Source organism: Litoreibacter ponti (assembly GCF_003054285.1).
Classification (GTDB): Bacteria; Pseudomonadota; Alphaproteobacteria; order Rhodobacterales; family Rhodobacteraceae; genus Litoreibacter; species Litoreibacter ponti.
Map to the genome: position 1 here is coordinate 194,889 of NZ_QBKS01000002.1, position 14,714 is coordinate 209,602.

12 protein-coding genes are annotated in these 14,714 nt (G+C 64.9%); 6 read left to right on the top strand and 6 right to left on the bottom strand.

The features are described from left to right. Window positions 1-103: 103 nt before the first annotated feature. The 4 genes from C8N43_RS19650 (at window position 104) to mnmH (ending at window position 2,359) form a co-directional block, all read left to right on the top strand. Window positions 104-253, top strand: coding sequence for a hypothetical protein (locus tag C8N43_RS19650; protein WP_158269991.1), 150 nt, complete (start codon window positions 104-106; stop codon window positions 251-253). A 144-nt stretch (window positions 254-397) separates the two neighbouring features. Beyond that, window positions 398-694: a hypothetical protein gene (locus C8N43_RS14850; RefSeq protein WP_146174233.1), complete on the top strand. Its 297-nt coding sequence runs from the start codon at window positions 398-400 to the stop codon at window positions 692-694. A gap of 207 nt (window positions 695-901) precedes the next feature. Further along, window positions 902-1,255 carry a DUF559 domain-containing protein gene (locus tag C8N43_RS14855; protein ID WP_107846551.1) on the top strand — a complete coding sequence of 118 codons (354 nt, stop codon included), beginning with the start codon at window positions 902-904 and terminating at the stop codon, window positions 1,253-1,255. A gap of 48 nt (window positions 1,256-1,303) precedes the next feature. After that, window positions 1,304-2,359 (top strand): tRNA 2-selenouridine(34) synthase MnmH, encoded by a 1,056-nt coding sequence (mnmH, locus tag C8N43_RS14860; protein WP_107846552.1) that lies wholly within the window; start codon window positions 1,304-1,306, stop codon window positions 2,357-2,359. On the opposite strand, the gene selD is transcribed toward mnmH, so the two are convergent. Further along, on the bottom strand, window positions 2,341-4,461 hold the full coding sequence (selD, locus tag C8N43_RS14865; RefSeq protein WP_107846553.1) for a selenide, water dikinase SelD: 2,121 nt from the start codon (window positions 4,459-4,461) through the stop codon (window positions 2,341-2,343). The genes mnmH and selD overlap by 19 nt on opposite strands. A 79-nt stretch (window positions 4,462-4,540) precedes the next feature. Between selD and C8N43_RS14870 the strand changes: the two genes are divergently transcribed. Beyond that, window positions 4,541-6,322 carry a gamma-glutamyltransferase family protein gene (locus C8N43_RS14870; RefSeq protein ID WP_107846554.1) on the top strand — a complete coding sequence of 594 codons (1,782 nt, stop codon included), beginning with the start codon at window positions 4,541-4,543 and terminating at the stop codon, window positions 6,320-6,322. Between the two features lie 185 nt (window positions 6,323-6,507). On the opposite strand, the gene C8N43_RS14875 is transcribed toward C8N43_RS14870, so the two are convergent. After that, entirely contained in the window at window positions 6,508-6,978 is a 471-nt protein-coding gene (locus C8N43_RS14875; protein ID WP_107846555.1) for a Dps family protein, read from the bottom strand. Window positions 6,979-7,085: 107 nt separating this feature from the next. Continuing rightward, window positions 7,086-9,497, bottom strand: a complete 2,412-nt coding sequence (locus C8N43_RS14880) for a GcvT family protein (protein ID WP_107846556.1) — start codon at window positions 9,495-9,497, stop codon at window positions 7,086-7,088. A 158-nt stretch (window positions 9,498-9,655) separates the two neighbouring features. Here C8N43_RS14880 and C8N43_RS14885 point away from each other — a divergent pair, with 158 nt between their 5' ends. Continuing rightward, entirely contained in the window at window positions 9,656-11,155 is a 1,500-nt protein-coding gene (locus C8N43_RS14885; RefSeq protein ID WP_107846557.1) for a trimethylamine methyltransferase family protein, read from the top strand. A 28-nt stretch (window positions 11,156-11,183) separates the two neighbouring features. Here the strand turns inward: C8N43_RS14885 and C8N43_RS14890 are convergent, their stop codons facing one another. The 3 genes from C8N43_RS14890 to C8N43_RS14900 are packed head-to-tail and all read right to left on the bottom strand — an operon-like array spanning window position 11,184 to window position 14,667. Beyond that, window positions 11,184-12,197 carry an ABC transporter ATP-binding protein gene (locus C8N43_RS14890; RefSeq protein ID WP_107846558.1) on the bottom strand — a complete coding sequence of 338 codons (1,014 nt, stop codon included), beginning with the start codon at window positions 12,195-12,197 and terminating at the stop codon, window positions 11,184-11,186. Continuing rightward, window positions 12,197-13,450: an MGH1-like glycoside hydrolase domain-containing protein gene (locus C8N43_RS14895; RefSeq protein WP_107846559.1), complete on the bottom strand. Its 1,254-nt coding sequence runs from the start codon at window positions 13,448-13,450 to the stop codon at window positions 12,197-12,199. The genes C8N43_RS14890 and C8N43_RS14895 overlap by 1 nt, the downstream gene beginning before the upstream one ends. 2 nt (window positions 13,451-13,452) lie before the next feature. Further along, window positions 13,453-14,667, bottom strand: coding sequence for a carbohydrate ABC transporter permease (locus C8N43_RS14900; RefSeq protein ID WP_107846560.1), 1,215 nt, complete (start codon window positions 14,665-14,667; stop codon window positions 13,453-13,455). Between the last annotated feature and the right edge of the window lie 47 nt (window positions 14,668-14,714).

Consider the following 14,714-nt stretch of genomic DNA (forward strand, 5'->3'; position numbering starts at 1 on the left):
ATTTCTGATAATTTCTGATTATCGAGCGCGGGCCGAATGGGCGCCACGGCCCGCACCCGGTCTTCGACGCGTATACGGAGAAAAGAGTGGCGCAAGCCTTCCAATGCTACGACGAACGCGCCACGGTGGTTCTCCGTATCTGAGCCTGATCAAGCAATACGACGACCCGCTGGGCGCTCAGTTGGATTACCCCGAAAAGAGCGACCCGATGGCGGAGTCAATGATCGTGCTTACGTCTGATCATGGGAACTAGCTCTGCGATCGTTGGCTGGTGAGAGAGAACTGTTCCGGGCCTCCTTAAGCCGCGCAACCGGGGCTGTCGCCGTAGGATAGCCGCCTCTTCATGGTCTTTGGCGGGCGCTACAAACTAATCCGTGGCGAAGGCGGCATGCGGCCGATGCCGTTCGATCTTGGAACGGACCCAGAGAAGTTTCGCGGCCTCGCAATGACCAAGACACACCAGACCGAGATCTATTGCCTCTACGGCCATCTCTCCCAGTGGGCGCGCCGCATGATCCAACGTTTGACGCGCTTCGATGCGGACGTTTCCGCTGCGCGCCGCCGATCTTCGCGGCGCGGGATCCTCCATCTCTTGCACGATGGGCAGGAAGTGCTAGAGGAGCTGTTCAAGACATGCCGCGGTCTCGCTCCGGAAAGATTCCTCCCCATTCGCGACGATATCGCTCTTGATTAGCGACGTCCCTCACCCCTAGCCCCTCTCCCATTGGGAGAGGGGAACTGCCAGCTGATCGACAAAACGGCATTGAAAGGCATCCATGCGCATTTCTCTGAGGCCGATGCCCCCTTCTCCCTCGGGGAGAGGGGGTTGGGGGTGAGGGCGAGAGATTTCTTCCCAGGGCTCTTCAGTTGTTATTAGGACTTGCATGGCAACCTGAGCCACATGGCGAGACTAACGACACGCAAAGCCCGCACGCTTCGACGATGGATGACCGAACCAGAAGATCAACTCTGGCAGTTGCTCCGGAACCGTAAACTCGACAATCTGAAATTCAGACGAAAGGCTCCGCTTGGCAACTTAGTGGTCGATTTTCTATGTGTTGAGGCAGGTCTGGTCGTCGAGATCACCGGAAAAGGTCAGTTCACGACCCGGCTAGAGAAACGCGATGCGCGTTTGATAGGCATGGGGTTCGGGGTGCTGCGTTTGCCCCGCGAACAATTGGACGCGCGACCAGAGCAAGCCCTGCGGCAGATCGCGCGGGCGGCGCGGCGCAGATGCCATGCCCCAGTGACATAGGCAATCTCGTTCTGGTTCGCACCACCCAGAACCTATACACTCGCGGAGATGTTCAAGCCCACCTCTCTCCCGGACCTTCTCTCAGCCGACGTAGATGCCGTTATCGATGTGCGCAGTCCCGCGGAGTTTGCCGAGGACCACGTCCCCGGCGCGATCAATTTGCCCGTTCTGGACAATGAAGAGCGGGCGCGGGTCGGCACGATCTACACCCAGATCGCCTCGTTCGAGGCGCGCAAAATCGGCGCGGCGCTGGTCTTTCGAAACGCCGCCAATCACATAGAGACCACGCTAGCGGGCTACCCCGGCGGGTGGCGACCCCTGGTCTATTGCTGGCGCGGCGGGCAGCGGTCCGGGTCCTTCACTTGGATGCTGCGCGAAATCGGCTGGCGGGCCGAGGTGATCGAGGGCGGCTACAGAAGCTTCCGCCGCCTTGTGGTCGCCGACCTCTATGACAAGGACCTCGCTCAACCCATGATCCGGCTCGGCGGCTACACCGGAACCGCCAAGACCGAGCTGTTGGCCAAGCTGCGCGCGCGCGGTGTTCAGGTGCTCGATCTCGAGGGGTTGGCGCGTCACCGCGGATCGCTCCTTGGTGCGCGAACAGAGCCTCAGCCAAGCCAGAAGGCCTTCGAGACGGCGCTTGCCGTCGCGCTCAGCGGGTTTGACCCTGCCCGCCCGGTGATCGTCGAGGCCGAAAGCAGCAAGATCGGCGTCCTGAACCTCCCGCCGTCGCTTTGGTCGGCCATGCAGCGCGCGCCCCTCATCGAAGTTCGGGCGCCTCTCGACGCGCGGGCAAAATACCTCGCCGAGGCCTATGCGGACATCCTGTCGGACGGCCCTGCGTTGCGCGAAAAGCTCGAGCCTCTTCGCAAGTATCGCGGTCATGCCACCGTCGATCGCTGGGACGCGCTGATCGCAGCGGGCGACCAAGTCGCGCTCTGCCATGCGCTGGCGGTTGACCATTACGACCCGGCCTACGCCAAATCCGCAGGCCACCTGCAGGCGCATATCGCGGCGCGGCTTGAGACCGACGCGCTCACGTCGGAAGCGCTCGACACACTGGCTGCGCGGATTGAGCAGACGGTTCAGACGATCTCGATCTGACCGGGCGCGTCTGTAACCTCACCGATCACGGCAGCCTCGAAGCCTGCCTGTCGCAGATCGCGGCAGATCGCGTCCGCGTCACCCCCGATGGCCGCCAGCAATCCGCCAGCGGTTTGCGGGTCAAACAGCAAGGCCGCGGGGCCGTCATCCGCCAGATCTTCAAAGCCCGCACGGTTCTGCGCATAAAGGCTGGAGCGGACGCCTTTCTCTGACAGGTCCAGCGCGCCTTTCAGCAATGGAATGTCGCGCAACATGATCCGCGCGCCCACGCCGGAGGCCTCGCAGATATTGCGAAGATGACCGGCCAGCCCGAACCCGGTCACATCGGTCATCGCCGACGCGCCGCGCAACAGCTCGCTCGCCGCCCCCTGCGGTTGCGCCATCCGCGCGAGGCAAGCGGCGATGTCTGCGCCGGGGCCCGCGTGACGCATATGAGCGGCCATCAGCACACCGCTGCCCAGCGGCTTGGTCAGGATCAAACGATCCCCGGGACGCGCTCCCGCCAACGTGATTGGCGCGCGTTCGCACAGGCCGGTCACAGTGAACCCCACGATCAATTCTGCGCCCATCGTGCTGTGACCGCCGACGATCTCGGCCCCTGCCTCACCCATCACCGCCCGGGCGGTTTCCATGATCTCGGCCATATGCCGTTCGGCCAGTTCCGGCGTCTGGCGCGGCAGCGTGATCTGGGCCAGCGCCGCCTGTGGTGCTGCCCCCATGGCCCAGATGTCGCCCAATGCATGCACCGCCGCGATCCGGGTCATCGCCAGCGGATCCGCCAGAAACCCGCGCAGATGGTCCGTGCTGATCACTTGTTGCGCGCCTCCGGTATCGAGCACCGCGCTGTCATCGCCAATCGTCTCTCCCAACGCACTTTGCAACACGGCCCGCCCCAGTTTCGAGCCGCAGCCACCGCAAAGCGGCTTGTCCTCAGACGCCGCGCCCGCCGCGCGTGGCCAAGGCAAGTCAGGAGCCTCTGGCGCAGGCAGATCATCAAATTGCGCCATGAACTTGCGATCAATCCGGTCCTTCCAGCGCCACAAAGCGGGCCCGGCCAGCGCAATCCCGAACTTCTCGGCCTGCGCGGATTTCTCGCCGAGCGAGATCAGCTTGAGGTAATCCTTTTGCGGCACGTAGGGCCGCAGACCGCCCGCGCCCGAGAGCGTCGCGCGCAGGTTGTTGAGCAGCACCGGAGCCTGGCGCACCGCGTAGACCCCGGCCTTGGCGCGCGGCGTCTCTACCATCTCCGCGCAGTCGCCCACGGCGAAGATCGACCCATCGCGCGTGCGCAGCCGTGCGTCGACCTCGACGAACCCGGCCTCGTCCGTGAGGCCGGATTGGGCGAGCCACGGATAGGGATGCGCCCCTGCCGCGCCTGTCACGAAGCCTGCTGTCAACTCGCTGCCATCCTCCAGCTCGACCGCTCCCGAATGAAGTCGCACGGGCGCGCAGTTCTCGCGCAGTGTCACGCCCGCCGCGCGCATCGCCGCCCGCAGCTTCACCGCCGCAGAGCCGCCGACCGCGGTCAAAGCGGTGTCGCGTTCCAGGATCGTGACCTCCGGTGCGCGGCCCACCGCGCGCAGCCCGTGGGCCATCGCCATCGCAAGCTCCACACCAGCCACGCCGCCGCCGAGAATCACGACCTGCGCCGGACCCGAGCCATCGCGGAAGGCCGCCCAGCGCTGCGCGAAGGGGCCCAAAGGCTTGGCGGGCACGCCATATTCTGCAAAGCCCGGCAAATCCGGCATCCGGCTGGTGATGCCCACATCCAATGACAGAACGTCGTAGCCGATATCGGGCAGACCCTCGACCTGGACGACACCGCGTCCGCGATCCACCGCACAAGCGCGCCCCTGCACAAAGCGCGCGCCTGCGAATTGCGACAGCCGCACCAGGTCGATGTCCAGCTCGGCGCGGGTGTAGTGGCCCGCCACATGGCCCGGCAGCATGCCCGAATAGGCGGCAGTGGCGTTGGGATCGATGATGGTCACGCGAGCGCCGGGTAGCGGGTCCATCGCCCATTTGCGCAGCACCAGCGCGTGGGTGTGACCGCCGCCCACAAGGACCAGATCGCGGCTGAAAGGAAGGCTCGTAGATTGCATCTTCGCGCGGTAGCATGACCGCGCGCGCGCGCCTAGCCCGCTCACGCAACTCTGATCACCGCGTCATCCCGGAGCGCCCATGTCCGATTTCACCACCCGCCCCGAGATTGCCGGCACGTTCGGGGTCGTCACCTCGACCCATTGGATCGCCTCGCAGGTCGGCATGGCCATGTTGGAGCGCGGCGGAAACGCCTTTGACGCGGCGGTCGCGTGCGGGTTGGTGCTGCAAGTCGTCGAGCCGCATCTGAACGGCCCCGCAGGCGACATGCCCGCGATTTTCCACGTGGCCGAGACGGGCGAGACGCAGGTGCTCTGCGCCCAGGGCGTCGCACCTGAGGCCGCCACGATCGAACACTACCGCGCCCAAGGGCTGACACTGGTGCCGGGCTCCGGCCTGCTGGCGACGGTGGTGCCGGGGGCCTTTGACGGCTGGATGCTGATGCTGCGCGATCACGGCACGATGTCGCTGGAAGAGGTCATGCAACCCGCCATCGACTACGCCCGCGACGGCCATCCCGTGCTGCCGCGGGTCTCGAATATCATCGCGGGGCTGGTCGACTATTTCGCCGAAGAGTGGCCCAGCTCGGCCGCCGTCTGGACGCCGGATGGGCAGGCCCCTGCCCCGCACTCACTGTTCAAAAACCCAGATCTGGCAGAGACTTACGCAAGGCTTGCCGCCTCTGAAGGCGCGACGCGCGAGGCCCGGATCGACGCCGCCCGCGCCGCGTGGCGCGAGGGGTTCGTGGCGGACGCGATCTTCTCGTATCTGGCGGACGCCACAACGCGGGACACTTCCGGCGCGCATCACAAAGCGGTGCTGGCCCCCGCGGACATGGCCGATTGGCGCGCCACCTATGAGCCCCCGGTCAGCATCGAGTATCACGGCTGGACCCTGCACAAGACCGGCCCGTGGGGCCAGGGCCCGGTGCTCTTGCAGGCGCTGATGATCCTCAAGGGGGTCGACTTGGCCGCGATGGACCCGATAGGCGCGGAGTTCACCCACACGGTGATCGAAGCGATCAAGCTCGCCTATGCCGACCGGGAGGCCTATTACGGCGACCCCGACCATAGTGAGGTGCCGCTCGAACACCTGCTCTCGGAGGACTACGCCGCCACGCGGCGGGCCGTGATTACCCGGGACGCCTCGATCGAGCAGCGCCCGGGCATGGTCCCGGGTTTCGAGCATCTCGCCCACGCCTACAAAGAGCGCAGCGCGCGGGATTTCGGCATGGGAGACGTCGCAGCACAGGAGCCCACCATGGCGCATCTGACCGAGAAGCGCGGCGACACCGTTCATCTCGACGTGATCGACCGCTGGGGCAACATGGTCTCGGCCACGCCCTCGGGCGGCTGGCTGCAAAGTAGCCCGGTGATCCCGGGCCTTGGCTTTCCGCTGAACTCCCGCGCCCAGATGTTCTGGCTCGACGAGGGATTGCCAACCTCGCTTGCGCCCGGTCGCAGGCCGCGCACGACCCTGACGCCGAGCCTCGCCGAGAAGGATGGAATGCGGCTCGCTTTCGGCACACCCGGCGGCGATCAGCAGGACCAATGGCAGCTCATCTGGTTCCTGCGCTTCGTCCATCACGGGCTTGGGATGCAAGAGGGTATGGACGCGCCGCTGTTCCACTCGATGCACTTCCAAGGCTCGTTCTTCCCACGCGACGCGCACCCCGGCGAGATGATGATCGAGCCCGGTGTGGGCGAGGCCACGATTGCCGAGCTGCGACGGCGCGGCCACATCGTGCACGTGGCCGAGCCGTGGTCCGTCGGACGCCTCACCGCCGCCCTGCGCCTGCCCGACGGCCGCCTCCGCGCCGCCGCCACGCCCCGATTGATGCAGGCCTACGCGGTGGGGCGGTGAGTTAATCTTCGCCAAAAAAAATCGAGTTGGACCTGCTTCGCAGAACGAAGTGGCGTGCTTGTAGACGAATTACTTGATCGCACAGCGCCCCAGTAGATGCGCCATCGTGCTTTCAGGTCCGCGCAGTGACGCAGACACTTTGCAAGAATTTTCTTTGCACTCGGCTGACGGAGCCTTAGCGGAAATTACGCCAAATGCGCGCGCATCATCCACGCGAATTTCTCGTGGGTCTGGCCGCGGGCGATGCACAGGTCTTCGGTCAGGCTGTCCTCATGCTCCGCCGCCAAGGCACCCGCGCTGGCGAGCGTGCCGGCAAGCGTTTCCTGCGCCTCCAGCATCGCGGCGAGCATTTCCTTGTCGGTCGCAGTGCCTTCGTGCTCTTGCACCTTCGAGCGCTTCAGCATGCCCGCCAAAGTCGCCTCCGCATGGCCGTTCAATGCCTTGATCCGCTCGGCCAGATCGTCCTGTGCGGTGAAGTGATCCTCGTAGACCTCCTGGAACAATGCGTGCAGCGGGCCGAAGGACATGCCTTTGACATTCCAGTGGAAATTCTGCGCAAGCATCGTCGTCACGGTGGTCTCAGCCACCGATTGGTTCAGCGCATCAACGATTGCGGCGCGGGAGTTGCTGTCGAGCGCGGCTGCGGTCTGGGTCATGGGAGCTCTCCTTCTCAAATGCGCGCCCCGGCGGCGCGTGTCCTCAAAAGACATAACCATGCCGGTCGTGAATCCAAGCCCTAATTTAGAATAATTCTAAAAAGAGTTCAGCCGCGCTGCAGAGTGTTCCCCGGATCGTAGGGGCTGGGCGGTATTACGGTCACTGCCACCCTATCGCCCAACAAATCTGCCTCCAACTTGGAGCCGAGGGCGGCATGTTCCGGCGCGACAAAGGCATAGGCCAGGTTCATGCCAACGCGGTGGCCGAACGCACCGGAGGTCACCGTGCCGACCACGTCGCCGCCCACCATGATCGATGCACCGGGGTGAGCGGGGCGGTCTTGTGCGTCGACCTCCAAGGTCACCAATTTCCGCGCCACCTGCCGCGCGGCCAGCGCATCGCGGCCGACGAAATCGCCCTTATCCATCTTCACGAACCGGTCCAGCCCCGTCTCGAACGGATCGAACTCGGTCAGCAGATCCGCCTTCCAGTGCAGGTAGCCCTTCTCCATCCGCATCGCTTCCACCGCCCGCGCGCCGAACAGGCGTAGGCCATTAGCCTCGCCCGCCTGTCGCAGTGCCAGATAGGCCGCGTAGAGCGACGCATTCGGCACGTGGATCTCATAGGCCAGCTCGCCCGAGAAGCTGACCGCCATCACGGTCGCGGGTGCGATCCCGATGAAGGCCTCGCGCACCGAAAGCCACGGGAACGCCTCTTTCGACCAGTCGGCGCGGGAGACCGCCGACAGCACGTCGCGGGACTTCGGCCCGGCCAGCACAAGGATGTTCTGATCATTGGTCAGGGAGCGCAGTTGCACATCCTCGCCGTCCCACACGTGCGCCTGTAGCCAATCCATATCATGGCTTTCCGAAGCCGCGGCCGAGCCGTACCAGACCCGCCCATCGGGCAGGTTGGCGACCGTCGCTTCCGCCTTCACCATGCCGTGGTGGTTGAGCAGGTAAGCCAGCCCGACGCGCCCCGGCTTGCGCGGGATGCGCGAGCACGACATGCGGTCGAGGAAATCATGCACATCCGTCCCGGTCATCTCGATCCGGTTGAAACCGTTGACCTCTGCCAGCCCGACGCCGTTCTGCACCGCGCGGACCTCGTCCGCGATCACCTGTTCGACATCCGAGAAGCGGAAGGAATGCGGCTCCTCGAAATCCTCCGACGGGCGGATGTAATCCACCCGCTCCCAGCCGTTCACCACGGTGAATTCAGCGCCTTCCGCCGCCAAAACAGGGGTCAAAGGCGTGGTCTTCGCAGGGCGGCCCGCGGGGCGATGCTCGTGTGGGAAGTGGAAGCGGAATTCGTTTTGGTAATCCTCAATTGCCTTCAGCGCGCAAAGCTCCACATTCGTATGGCCCGCAAAGCGACGCGGGTCGAGCACCCAGGTGTCATAGCACGCCTCGCCATGAACGATCTGCTGGGCCAGAAGCCAGCCATGCCCACCACCCTCGCCCAGGCCCGCGCGCAGGCCAATGATGCAAAACGCGTTGCGCTTGCCCGGGATCGGCCCCACCAGCGGCGCGCCGTCAATCGTGTAGGTGATCGGGCCGTTCACCACGTTCTTGATCCCCGCCTCCATCAGCGCGGGCATCCGGGCGAACGCGCCCTCCAGCACATCCGTTACCCGGTCCAGATCATCGGGGCACAGATCGTTGGAGAAATGCGGGTCGATGCCGTCCATCCCCCAGGTCCGGCAGTCCTGCTCGTAGAAGCCCAGCAGCAGCCCGTTCTTTTCCTGACGGCAATAGTAGTCGCTGATCGGGCAGCGCAGCAGCGGCATCCGGTGGTCGGCCGCGGCGATCTCCGGCATCTCGTCCGTGACGAAATACTGGTGCTCCATCGACATGACCGGGTGATGCACCCCCATCATCGCGCCCACCTCGTTGACGCGGTAGCCGCAGGCATTCACCACGATATCCGCCGCGATCTCGCCCTTGGGCGTGCTGACGATCCAGGTGTCGTCCTCCAGCTGCCGCAAGGCGGTCACGGGCGTGTTGCGATGCACCTCGGCCCCCGCCCTGCGCGCGCGCCGCGCCAGCGCCTGGCACAGGCTCGCCGGGTCAATGTCGCCATCATTGCCATCCCACAGCCCGCCCACCAGATTATCGGTCGAGATCAGCGGGTGGCGGCGGGCACATTCCTGCGCATCGACCACCTCGAACTCCACGCCCATGCCGCGCGCCATCGACGCGAAATGGCGGTAGCCGTCCATCTGGGCTTCGGTGTTGGCCAGCCGAATGCCGCCATCGCCGTGGTTGTAGCTGACCGGGTAGTCCGGGTCGTCCCGCAATTCCTGATACAGCGCAATCGAGTGGCTCTTCAGCCCCACCATCGTCTGGTTCATCCCGAAATTGGTGACCTGTGCCGCCGAGTGCCATGTCGTGCCAGAGGTCAGCTCGTCGCGCTCCAGCAGCATCACATCGCTCCACCCTTCCTGGGTCAGATGGTACAGCGTCGAGCACCCGGCGATCCCGCCCCCGATCACCACAACTTTGGTCCGCGTCTTCATGGCACTCTCCGATGCAAATTCGCGCCACCTTCAGCCCAGCGCGGCGCGCAAATCAAGCGCGCAAACGCGGCTTTGGGAAATCTTAATCTGAGTTTTCATCTTGCCGAGCGGCCACATTTTCGGTTGCTTTTCCGGTCCTTGCGCGCCTTGCTCACCCCATGGCATCTCGCAGACGCAGTGGACGGCAAGACAAGCTGGCGCAACGCAGCGCGCCGCCCGCAAACCCGTGTCCGCCGGGCCAGATTGGCGGGCAGTACCTGCCACTGACTCCGTCCGAGCTGCGCGCGATCTATGACACCGCCCTGCGCCTTCTGGCCGAGCTGGGATTGGGCGAGGTGCCCGCCCGACTGGCCGAGGATTTGACCCGCGTGGGCGCACAAATGCAGGGCGGCCGGGCGTATTTCCCCAACGCTTTGGTCGAGGATGCAATCGACAAGGCCGCAAAGCGCTTCCCGCTCCATGGCCGCGACCCCGCCCGCACGATCGAGGTCGGTGGCGACGCCGTGCATTTCGGCACCGGCGGCGCGGCAGTGCAAACCCTTGACCTCGACAGCGGGCTCTACCGCCCCTCGACGCTGAAGGACCTGCACGACTTCACAAGGCTGCAAGACACGCTGACCAACGTCTCGTGGTTCACCCGCTGCTGCGTCGCGACAGATGTGCCAGACACGTTCCAGCTGGACGTCAACACCGCCTACGCGCTGATCCGCAACACGACCAAGCCGGTGGCGACCTCCTTCACATTGGCCGAAAACGTCGCCCCCATCGTTCAGATGCTCGACATCGCCGCGGGTGGCAGCTTCGCCGCGCGGCCGTTCCTGAAGGCCCATATCAGCCCGATCATCTCGCCTATGCGCTTTGGCGAGGACGCGGTCGATGTGCTTTACGAATGCGCCGCCCACAACATCCCCGTCTCCTGCATCACCGCCGCGCAATCCGGCGCGACCGCGCCCGCGACGCTCGCAGGGTTCCTCGCGCAATCTCTGGCGGAAACCCTCGCAAGCCTCGTGATGGTCCACGCGATCAAGCCCGGCCACCCGATGATCTTTTCCAATTGGCCGCTGGTCATCGACCTGCGCACCGGTGCCTTCGCGGGTGGCGGCGGCGAGATCGCGGTGATGAACGCGGCCTCCGCCCAGATCAGCAACTGGCTGGGCCTGCCATCGGGTGTCGCCGCGTCCATGACCGACGCCAAGGCCATCGACGCGCAATACGGGGTCGAGAAAGGCCTGACTGCGCTCGCCGCAGGCCTCGCGGGCGGCAATCTGATCTATGAGAGCTCCGGCATGACCGCGTCCCTGCTCGGCGCCAGTTTCGAGGCGTTCATCCTTGATGACGAGATGCATTCCGCCATCTACCGCACCCTGCGCGGCGTCGAGGTGAGCGAGGAGACCCTGGGCTTTGACAACATCTGCGAGGCGGTGCTGGGCGAGGGCCATTTCCTTGGCACCGCCCAGACCTACGCCGCGATGGAACGGGACTATCACTACCCGACGCTCGCCGACCGCGAGCAGCCCCGCACCTGGGCCGAGAACGGCGCGAAGGATATCTGGGAGATCGCCCGCGACAAGGCCCGCGCTGTGCTCGACAGCCACCACCCGGACTACCTGACCCCCGAACAGGACGCCGAAATCCGCGCGGCCTTCCCTATTCTATAGGCTTCGTTTTGGCAGAAATACTCAAACCCTAGCTCACAGCCAGGCCCGCACTGTCGAACCCATGGGTGCGCGTGGTGTTAAAGATCAGCCCGACCGCATCCCCCGGCTTCAGCTCGGTATCGCCCGCAACCCGCACCGTCAGCTTGCCCGCCTCGCCGCAATCGACCACAACGAACGTGTCCGCGCCCAGATATTCCAGAATATCGACCACCCCGTCTACATGCGCGCCGTCCATGCCAAGCGTGATGTGCTCGGGCCGGATGCCGACATCCACCGTGCCGTCCGCCAGCGTAAGCCCGCGCACATGGGCGGCAGGCAGGATGTTCATCTTGGGCGAGCCGATGAACTGCGCCACGAACAGGTTCGCAGGCCGCTCATAAAGCTCGCGCGGTGTGCCTACTTGCGCGATGCGCCCAAATTCCAGCACCACGATCCGGTCGGCCAGCGTCATCGCTTCGACCTGATCATGGGTCACGTAGATCATCGTCGCCGCCAGCGTCTGGTGCAGCTTGGCGATCTCGTAGCGCATCTCGACCCTGAGCGCCGCGTCGAGGTTCGACAAAGGCTCGTCGAACAGAAACGCCGTTGGGTCTCGCACGATGGATCGCCCGATGGCCACCCGCTGGCGCTGCCCGCCTGACAGATCCTTCGGGCGGCGGTCCATATAAGCGTCGAGCTTCAGAACCCGGGCGGCCTCGTCGACCTTCTCCTTGATCTCGGCGGGTGGCAGGCCTGCGGATTTTAGCGGGAAGCCCACATTGTCGCGCACCGACATATGCGGGTAGAGCGCGTAGCTTTGAAACACCATCGCCAGCCCCCGGCGCGAGGGCGGCTCCGCAGTCGCATCACGATCCCCGATCAGGATTTGGCCGCGCGACGTCTCTTCCAGCCCCGCGATCATGCGCAGCAGCGTGGACTTGCCGCAGCCCGATGGGCCTACGAAGATGACGAACTCGCCCTCCTCGATCTCAAGGTCCACGCCCTTGATGACCTGCACCTCGCCGAACCACTTTTCGACGGCTTTCAATGTGAGCGAGGGCATCAGGCGGCTCCTTGCTGGTGTTGCGGCGCGTGACCAGCCCAACCCAGCCAGACGGCGGCGGTCCAGGTGAAGCTGCCGCCCCCCGCAGGCGCGCTCGTGTGGGGGTCGTAGTATTCGGCGAAGCCGTGCGCCTCCATCAGCCGGGCGGTGTCGCGGCGGATGCGGGCCGCGGGCCCGTCGAGCCCCTGCTCTTCCAGACCGGACCCCACGAGGTAGTTCATGATCGGCCAGGTCGGCCCACGCCAATAGCGCAGGCTCTCGAACCCTTCGGCCTCCGGGTCATAGCTGGCGAGACCATACTCCGCCGCCGCCAGCATCCGCTCCAACGCGGGCAGCGCGCGCGCGTCGTTGATCCCGGCATACCAGCACAGCATCGACGCATTCGACAGCACGCCATTGAACCGCCCCGCTCGCACGTCACGGCTGTCATAGCCACCGATCTCCGGGTTCCAAAGCGTCTCGGCCCCGTCCTCCAGCACGGCGATCCACTCTTCGATCTCGCTGACATCCTCGCCAAAGCGGCGGCCCATCGCGGCCAGATCCCGCTGGGCGCGCAGCAGCGTAAAGGTCATTGTCGGGTCCGCCACCCGGAACGGATTGATCTCGCGCAGCTTCTCGTGATCCCAGCCGACCGAGACCCCGATCTGCACCAGCTTCAAATAGCGATCGTAATCGTATTTCGTGGGCCGCATCGCCGGGTCCACATGGCTGGTGTCGCGGCGGGTGTATTCGCCCACATCATCGGCATCGATGGCGCGCATCGCGCCGTCCCAGTCGGGCGCATTGTCCCGGCCCGCCTCCCACGGATGGGTGACGCAGACCGCGCCGCGGTCCAGCCGCCAGTCCATGAACCAGCGGTGCCAGCGCTTCAACGCGGGCCACATCGCCCGCGCGCGCGCCTCGCCCGTGGGGTCCATCGCCAGCATCTTGGCCATGAAGCTCGCCGCCACCGGCGGCTGGCTGATGCCAGAGGACGGGATCGGCCCGCGCCCCTGCCACACATCGGGCCCCGGGAAGTAACCCGGATCGGGGCGATGGAACAGGATATGGGGGATCATGCCGTCCTCCCACTGGCCCGACATCAGCGTCTCCAGCTCTTGCCAGCCGCGATCCGCATCGAAGGTGGCAAATCCCCAGGCGGCAAAGGCGCTGTCCCAGTTCCACTGGTAGGGGTAGAGCCCCTTGGTGGGCAGCGTGTAGCCGCCGCGATCATTGCCCCGCAGGATGCCTTGGGCCTTTTCGGTCAAATCCATACTCATCCCTTCACCGACCCGGCGGTCAGCCCTTTCGTCATGAAGCGCTCGAGCCCCAAAAAGAGCGCCATGATCGGCACGGTGGCGATCACGGAGCCCGCCATCAGGTGCTGGCGCGGTATCTCGGAGGAATTGAGCGAGGCGATGCCCCGCGTCAGGGTGAACTTGCTGGGGTCATCCAGCAGCATGAAGGCCAGCAGGAACTCGTTCCAGGCGATCATGAACACGTAAAGCGACACGCTGGCAATCGCGGGCAGCGACAGCGGCAAGGTGATCTTCCAGATCACCATCAGGCGCGACAGCCCGTCCATCAGGCCCGCTTCTTCGACCTCGGCGGGCAGTCCGCGGAAGTAGCCCTGCAGCATGTAAAGCGCCACGGGGATCGTGGTGACCGGGTAGATCAGGATGATCCCCAGCAGCGAGTTGCGCAGGCCCGTCATCGAAAAGGCGATGTAGATCGGCAGTGCCAGCACGATCATTGGCACCATGTAGATCAGCAGGATCGAGCGCGAAAACGCCGCCCGCCCCTGGAACCGCAACCGCGCCACGGCATAGGCCCCCGGCACCGCAAACAGCAGCGTGATCAGCACCGTCAGCACCGAGATGCCAAACGAGTTCAGCAGGTAGGTGCCGAAGTTGAACTGGGTGAACAGCTCGTCATAGGACCGGAACAGCTCCGCGCCCTTGGACAGCTCGATGGAGAAGTCGAGCGGGTTCTGGATCAGCTCCGACTGGTTTTTCAGCGAGGTCAGCACCATAACGTAGAACGGGATCAACACGATGGCGGTAAAGAAGATGTAGCCAAAGCCCGTCAGGAACTTGATCACCGCCGCTTCGAACTCGTGGCGGGTCAAAAGCTTGGCGGGCATGTCATCGAGGATCAGATGCATCGACCAGGAGAAGGCGACCGATAGCGCCACAGCCGCGAAAACCCGCGCGAAACTGCTGGCATCTTCGCCCACGACCAGCGGCCCCATCCCAAGCAGGATCAGGATCACCAGCGACGCGGTGCCCATGACCTCGCCCCAGAAATCGCCCAAGCGCTGCGAGATCGTGTAGCCGATAATCGCGCCCCAAAGCAGCGACAGCAGGATATGCGGGCGGAACGCCTCGCCTGTGGCAAAGCTCATCGCGACCGCGACCGTGGTCGACAGCACCACCATCCACAATGCCCCCAGGACAGGGCCGGTGACGAAGCCATAGCGTAGCTTGCTCATGTTGCGCTCCACTGAAACGGGTGCGGCCACATTTGGCTGCGCCAAAC

Coding starts and splice junctions, on each gene's coding strand:
- C8N43_RS19650 (WP_158269991.1), top strand. CDS start 104: ATGCTACGACGAACGCGCCACGGTGGTTCTCCGTATCTGAGCCTGATC.
- C8N43_RS14850 (WP_146174233.1), top strand. CDS start 398: ATGCCGTTCGATCTTGGAACGGACCCAGAGAAGTTTCGCGGCCTCGCA.
- C8N43_RS14855 (WP_107846551.1), top strand. CDS start 902: ATGGCGAGACTAACGACACGCAAAGCCCGCACGCTTCGACGATGGATG.
- mnmH (WP_107846552.1), top strand. CDS start 1,304: ATGTTCAAGCCCACCTCTCTCCCGGACCTTCTCTCAGCCGACGTAGAT.
- selD (WP_107846553.1), bottom strand. CDS start 4,461: ATGCAATCTACGAGCCTTCCTTTCAGCCGCGATCTGGTCCTTGTGGGC.
- C8N43_RS14870 (WP_107846554.1), top strand. CDS start 4,541: ATGTCCGATTTCACCACCCGCCCCGAGATTGCCGGCACGTTCGGGGTC.
- C8N43_RS14875 (WP_107846555.1), bottom strand. CDS start 6,978: ATGACCCAGACCGCAGCCGCGCTCGACAGCAACTCCCGCGCCGCAATC.
- C8N43_RS14880 (WP_107846556.1), bottom strand. CDS start 9,497: ATGAAGACGCGGACCAAAGTTGTGGTGATCGGGGGCGGGATCGCCGGG.
- C8N43_RS14885 (WP_107846557.1), top strand. CDS start 9,656: ATGGCATCTCGCAGACGCAGTGGACGGCAAGACAAGCTGGCGCAACGC.
- C8N43_RS14890 (WP_107846558.1), bottom strand. CDS start 12,197: ATGCCCTCGCTCACATTGAAAGCCGTCGAAAAGTGGTTCGGCGAGGTG.
- C8N43_RS14895 (WP_107846559.1), bottom strand. CDS start 13,450: ATGGATTTGACCGAAAAGGCCCAAGGCATCCTGCGGGGCAATGATCGC.
- C8N43_RS14900 (WP_107846560.1), bottom strand. CDS start 14,667: ATGAGCAAGCTACGCTATGGCTTCGTCACCGGCCCTGTCCTGGGGGCA.